Below are 6,466 nucleotides of genomic sequence, written 5' to 3'. Positions count from 1 at the left end.
CGTTTTGGGTTGCTGATGCATCCACAATCGCATTTGCTTCAATTGCAACCGTGTTTGCTAGTGTATTTGCCTGGTTTACGCCAACATTAATGTTGCCACCAGCTGTCGCACCTGTTGCAGTAGTTTTTGAACCGCTTGCAAGAGTAATGTTATTACCCTTAAGGCTAATATTTCCGCCATTTGCTTGCGCAGAATTAGCTTCAATAGTGCCAGTTTGTTCGATTGAATCTGCAGTTAATGAGATTTTTCCACCAGAAGTATTAATATCTGATGCAGAAATCACGCCAGTATTTTTAATTACTGAGCCCATTAATTCTTGCGCAGAATTTGCAGCAATAATAACTTGACCACTACCTGCTTTAATTAATAATTTGTTTGAAATTAATGCATTTACTACTGATGCATCAACTGAAACGCTGACTAATTGACTGCCAGAAAATGTCAAACTTACTTTTTGACCAGAAACTAATGCAACTGCATTATTTCCGCCCATCGTTGCAGTAATTACGCCAGTATTTTTTACTTGAGGCGCCATTAATGCAATATAACTATTAATGTTATTACCGGTGATATTGCCGCGGTTAATAACTTTTCCAGTAGCGCCACCTTCGTAAACTTGGGTCGCATTACCAGCCATAAATTCAGTTGCGGAAATATTCATGGTGGTTGCCACCATTCCGCCGACGTTCACTTCCGCACCTTTACCAAAGACAACGCCATTGTTATTTACAAAAATAACTTGGCCATTGGCATTGACTGCACCATTGATCATCGATTTTGATGCACTGTTGACGTAATTTAAGGTTGCTGCTTGAGCATTTGGTTGATTAAAGTTCACAGTTGCCCTTGAACCGACATCAAAACTATTCCAGTTCACCACCGCACGTTGCGATGATTGATTAATGTTCATGGTGTTACCGGCCGTCGCGATGGTTGCGGCACCAGCCACAACTTGTCCACCCGTTGGCAACGCATTTGGCGCAGGAGCGGCTGAGAAGCCCTGCTGCGCGAAACCAGCAACAGCTAAAGCCGCTAATAGCTTAGCGGCTTTGAACTGCGATGTGCAGTGTTTCCTGTGCGAAGTTTGCGTAATTCGGTCTGTCAAAATTTGTATTTCACTTAAGTGTTAGAGAATTTAACGAATTTTCTCTAACTTAAAAATCCTTCGATCGTATGAGTTTGTATATTTTTTGTAATTTTTTTCAAATATTTTTAAATCTTTAGAAAAAGATCGTGCCCTTGATCCAACCTTGCACTGCTCTGTACTGGTTATCAGCGTTTAACTGCTGGCCATTTTGCGTATATAAAGGATTGTTGCCCACTCGCCACGCTAAAGAGCCTGATAACTGCACGCGTTGGTATTGATATTTCGCTGACAAGCCGGTCGCATACAAAGAATAAGCATTGTTTGCGTTAGTTTGGCCTTGCCAATTGTTGTAAGTAGTGATGTATTGCTGAATCAGGCCGGCATCAAAAAATACACCCACCTGTAAATCCTGAACTAAGGTGTGATTGATCTCAACGGATGCAACTGCGCCTTGAGCACCGCCGCCCTGGGCAACCGGGTAAGCGCGCACACCATAAGGACCACCCAAATAGAGCTGCTCGGCACTATTAAGGTTTTTATTAGCAAGTTGACCGTAAACAGAAGCCACTAAATTGGTTTTATTGATGGGCAATGGTTGGTTAATCGAGCCATTAAAGCTTAGCTTTCCAAAACCGCCTTGTGTGGCAGCGCCTTGTGTGTCGTTATTAGCCTGGTTGGTGTTATTAATCGACAAAGAACCTAGCGTAGCGCTAGCGCCCCAGTTGATATAAGCCGTTTCTAAGAAATTGCTGCCGTTAATACCAGCAGTTAAGTTATTAATTTGATAGTTACTACTCTCAATACCGTTCGTTTGATTGTTGTAGTTCTTATTCTCAAAGTTAACGGTAATGTTTTTATTCGATCGCGCAGTACGCTCTAGCGCATAGTTGGAATAAATGCCGTAAGTTTGCGCGGTACCTTGGGAGATTGTCTGTGGGTTATAGCTGCTTAAGCTTTTGTAATCCAAAATGCTAACGCCCGCAGATACTCTCCAGCCGTCATACCCAGCTGGCAATCCGTATTTGAATTGGCCAAACACAGAGCCTTGTGATCCGATCACATCCAATGTCGCTTGATCACCATAACCACTGGGGTTATTCAAACTTAAACTCGCAACTGCTTGTGCTGGGCCAGTATTAGCTGCACCATAGTTTGATAGATCTACCCTACCTGCAAATAAACCAGTGTCTTTGGCGTTCACTTGAATATTACTGGTCTCTTCCTTATCGCCTTGAGCTAACTCACCATTGACTTGATTGCCTGGGGTTTCATTCAGAATGGCTAAGCTACGCTCTAAGCCCTTCAAGTCAATGAAATCACCAGGCGCGTTATTGCTGGTGATGAATTTCTGAATCACGGAAGACTTTAGGCGGCTAGGCGCCTCTTTATCCAACTCAATAATGACATCGCCGACTTTACCCTCAATGATCTTGATGGTGATCACACCATTAACGACATCTTGCGGAGGAATTACGGCCTGAGCCACACGGCCCATTTGTGTGTACAGATTCGTTACCGCTGTACCTGCTTCTTTAATTTGATCGAGTGTGAGCTGACGATTGGCATAAGGCTTTAGTACCTCTTGAGCCTGCGCTTCTGTGATCAGCGTAATACCTGTCACTTTGAAGCTACTTACTTCAATTGCTTTAGCGCCAGATTTTGGGCGGCTAGGTTGTTGTCTAGGCTTGACTAGCTGCTCTGGCCTTACAACCGGGCGATCCATATCAGCCTCTCGCTGCAGTTGCTGCTGTAAGGCACCAGCATCAGGGCCTGCTTGGGCAAATGCCGATGAGCCATAACCAAAAACTACAGCACCGGTAACCACAGCCAATATCGTACGTGCGGATGGAGGCACGCCATATGAAGCATTTGTAGTTAACTTTCTAAATTGGCGTGTTTGGCTGCGCATCGTGTCATCTCTAATATTTGAGCTGACATTAAAACGCTAAAAGTACTTGGTGAAAATCCTACGAAAGCATGTTATCCATGTAGCTAATATGCCAATAGCAAATCCTATTTGCTATTGTTTTTTAGAGCGATGAGCTGTGCCAACGATCGCAAATTGAGTTTGCGCATCACTTCAGACTTATATTGCTTAGTGGTTGGCAATGAAATTTGAAGTTTTTCTTGGATCTCAGCGTTATTAAAACCCAGGGCCAGCAATTCGAAGACTTCACGCTCGCGAGGTGCGAGGCTCTTGAGATTCTCCTCTAAAGCAGATTGCTCTATATAAGTACGCATATTGAGGGCATCTTGATTTAAACCCCGCACAACAGCCACTAATAGCTGATCCCGCTCAAAAGGCTTGATTAAGAACTCGATCGCCCCCTGCTTCATTGCTGATACGGATTGCTGAACGGTACTTTCACCGCTAATAAAGACAATCGGGATCTGACGTCCACGCTTTGCCAGCTCCGCCTGAAGCTCTACCCCAGACATATCGGGCATACGCATATCGGTAATGATGAGAGCTGGAGCAACATTGATTGGAGTTTTTAAAAACTCTAAGGCTGAGGTGTAGGCCTGAACCTGGTAGCCCATAAACCCAAGTAACCCACTCAAAGTCTCGCGCATAGAAACATCATCATCTATCAAGAAGATATGCTGATGAGCGCAAGTTGTTGTTACTGTATTTGGCATGGCTGCAGGCAAATGACCTTATATATATGTAGTAAGTATTGCGAGTGCCATTATGACAAATCTACTGGATATCCATATCCTACGATCGGAGGATTACCTATGCCCTCAAAGAATCAAGTCCGCTGGGGGGGGTAATGGGCAAACTCAGTATAAATTTCGCTCCACCACCCGGCGCATCCTCATAGGAAATTTTCCCATGAAAATTATCCAAGATTTGAGAGCACAGCCATAAACCCAGGCCCATGCCCTTCTCTTTATCACTGACCAAGAGATTGAATAGATGCGCTTGATGATCTTTGGATATTCCAGGTCCGTTATCAAAAACTTCAACGACACCAAAATTACCCTGCAAAGAAGCGTTGATACCTAAGGTCTTATTTTCTGCATTGATGTGCGATAGCGCTTGGATGGAATTGTTGATTAGGTTAAGTAAGACCTGAAGAAACTGACCTTTATGGCCATAGATTTTGATGGGTATGTTTAGGGACTTCTCAAAAGTAATACCCCTATCCATTAAATCTAGCTTATAAATTGCTAAGGCAGATTCAATTACCTCCTCAACTGAAAACTCCTCAAAGTCAGCCGAGCTCTTAGCAAAAACAGATTGCAGCGAGCGAATAATATTTCCAGAGCGTTTCGCATCCTTTTCCAATTGATTGATTAATTGCTCTAGCAGCTCAGGGGTGAGCCTTCCTGATTCATGAACCATCTTCAAAAATTGAATATTGAGTAAAGAAGCGCCTAGAGGTTGGTTCAGTTCGTGGGCAATTGATGCCGATAAAGCACCAGCAGCGGCAGATTTATTATTTTTTAATAAATTGGCAATTAACGCATCTCGCTCAGCAAGTAATTTGCTTACTCGAATACTATCTTCACGACTATCGTCACTCTCTTTAATCAGTCTTTCAGCCATAATCCCGTTGATGGATATATAAGAAAGCACCGTAAATCCAACTGCAAACCATCTAACCAAAGTACTTATCAGTGGCTCAGAATAGAGAGTGGACACAGACGTAGATGTATTAAATAGGATCATCCATAAACGCAACACACCCAGCACTAATTCTGCGGAAAATGTAAATATTAAAAAATTAACCTGAACCCTAGCGCTGCGCCATTTAATTGAAATCAACTCAACTAAAACTAGTACTATGCAAGCCATTAAAGAGAGAATGACAAGCAATACTCTCCCTTGAAATGTTCCAAACCATCTCAAATACTCAAATGCCAATCCAAAGACCAGCAAAATGAATGGCGAAAGCATTACCAGCCATTTAACAGGTTTATCGCTTAATGCGCGACAAAATATTGCTAGAAAAAAATATGCCCCAAGGAAAAATGTATTTGCAAATGTAAGCAAAATTGGATGAACCGTGGAGGCAGATGCAAAAAACAGAAAAGTTGCTATATTGAGCCCTAAGGCAATGAGCCAATAAGTATTTAACTTACTGGAGATGCGGCCTCTAAAATAGGGAAGAGAAGAAACAAACAGCCCGGCCAACACAAGGGAAAAAACTAAAAAAAGGGCTTCATTTGCATATTGCATGATCGCCATCCTACTACTTTTCTAAAAAATCCTTGATAGGGGATTTATACAAAAAATGATTTTTGCCCAAGAATCCACTTAGAATACGCATTTCCTATGGCAAGCCCACCAGAATTAATGAGGCATTTTTTAAAAAAATCTTACTGTTGTTACTTTCTCCTCTACCCATTAGTGAGTTGGGGAATTGACTTGCAACCTAACGACATCGTGGCACCACTGCCGGATAAGCGCTATGCGCAGATAACCTACTACAACACTGAAAACACCACTTTTTATAAGAATGGAGCTGTAGTTTCTGCTAGCCCCTTTGCCAGCCCTGTAGTTGATGCCCAAAGTGTTATTCCAAAATTTATTGGCACTTATACGCTAGCCAATCTTCCCGCTGCCTCATACATACAGATGCCTTATGGAAGCGTTAAACCTGCAGGCTCTTTATCGGGAACTCCTTCGGATGCTGGCATTGGAGATATTGCTTTAGCAACAGCAATTTGGCCCTACTCCAATCGTGAAACTCGCACCTATCTAGGACTAGCGGCATATCTCACGATACCCACAGGGGGATACTCGAGCATGCAGCCTTTCAATATGGGAGGCAATCGTTACACCACCGCTATCCAAGCAGGCTATCAGCAACCCATCATCGGCAATCTTGATGGTATGTTTGCAATCGATATGATGTTCTATGGTGGCAACAGTCAATGCTCTGTCGCATGCCTTTCATCGACCAATGTTGCTTTAAATCAAAAACCGGTAACCACTACACAGGTTGGTCCGATTTATAAGATTGATCAAATCTTCACGGTATCCGCCCAGTACTTCTACGTCGCTGGTGGCGCTACCACCATCAATAATGTCTACCAAAACAATGTCATCAATACTCAGCGCTTTATGCTCAGCAGCCTAATACATACTGATGTTGGTAGATTTTCTATGCAGTATGGAAGAGATATGGGGATGCAAAATGGGCTGATGCAAACTCGTGTATTCACATTGCGGTTTATGAAAGAGTTTTAGCCCCCCCCCTGCAAACCTCTTTTGATCACTGCAGCCTCTAATTAGTTTTGATTTTCATGATCCGATTTAGTCATTTATTAATGTGAACTTTTGTGTTAAATTGAGTCTGTCGGCGTTAAAACAGCTCTTTTAATCCGTTGGTCATTTAGCCCTCGCTGGAATTTTTCCAGCCCCCCCCC

Annotated in this window: 5 protein-coding genes; 1 reads left to right on the top strand and 4 read right to left on the bottom strand. The window is 42.9% G+C overall.

Annotated features, from left to right (window positions below):
- The 4 genes from ICN23_RS08755 to ICN23_RS08740 all read right to left on the bottom strand — a co-directional run.
- Positions 1-1,105 (bottom strand): filamentous hemagglutinin N-terminal domain-containing protein (locus ICN23_RS08755; RefSeq protein WP_216231760.1); only part of this gene is annotated, 1,105 nt, incomplete at its 3' end.
- Positions 1,106-1,220: 115 nt separating this feature from the next.
- Positions 1,221-2,996: a ShlB/FhaC/HecB family hemolysin secretion/activation protein gene (locus tag ICN23_RS08750; protein ID WP_216231759.1), complete on the bottom strand. Its 1,776-nt coding sequence runs from the start codon at positions 2,994-2,996 to the stop codon at positions 1,221-1,223.
- 104 nt (positions 2,997-3,100) lie between these two features.
- The gene (locus tag ICN23_RS08745) at positions 3,101-3,727 is read right to left on the bottom strand and encodes a response regulator transcription factor (RefSeq protein WP_216231758.1); all 627 of its coding nucleotides are present in this window, start codon (positions 3,725-3,727) and stop codon (positions 3,101-3,103) included.
- Between the two features lie 97 nt (positions 3,728-3,824).
- Complete coding sequence (locus ICN23_RS08740) at positions 3,825-5,273, bottom strand: sensor histidine kinase (RefSeq protein ID WP_216231757.1); 1,449 nt, start codon at positions 5,271-5,273, stop codon at positions 3,825-3,827.
- 171 nt (positions 5,274-5,444) lie between these two features.
- Between ICN23_RS08740 and ICN23_RS08735 the strand changes: the two genes are divergently transcribed.
- Positions 5,445-6,287 carry a transporter gene (locus ICN23_RS08735; protein WP_216231756.1) on the top strand — a complete coding sequence of 281 codons (843 nt, stop codon included), beginning with the start codon at positions 5,445-5,447 and terminating at the stop codon, positions 6,285-6,287.
- The last annotated feature ends 179 nt before the right edge of the window (positions 6,288-6,466 follow it).

Origin of the sequence: Polynucleobacter sp. MWH-Jannik1A5, from assembly GCF_018881795.1 — a bacterium.
In the GTDB taxonomy this organism is placed as follows: Bacteria; Pseudomonadota; Gammaproteobacteria; order Burkholderiales; family Burkholderiaceae; genus Polynucleobacter.
Note: the sequence above shows the minus strand (reverse complement) of the source record. Positions and strands in the feature narration are given on the sequence as shown.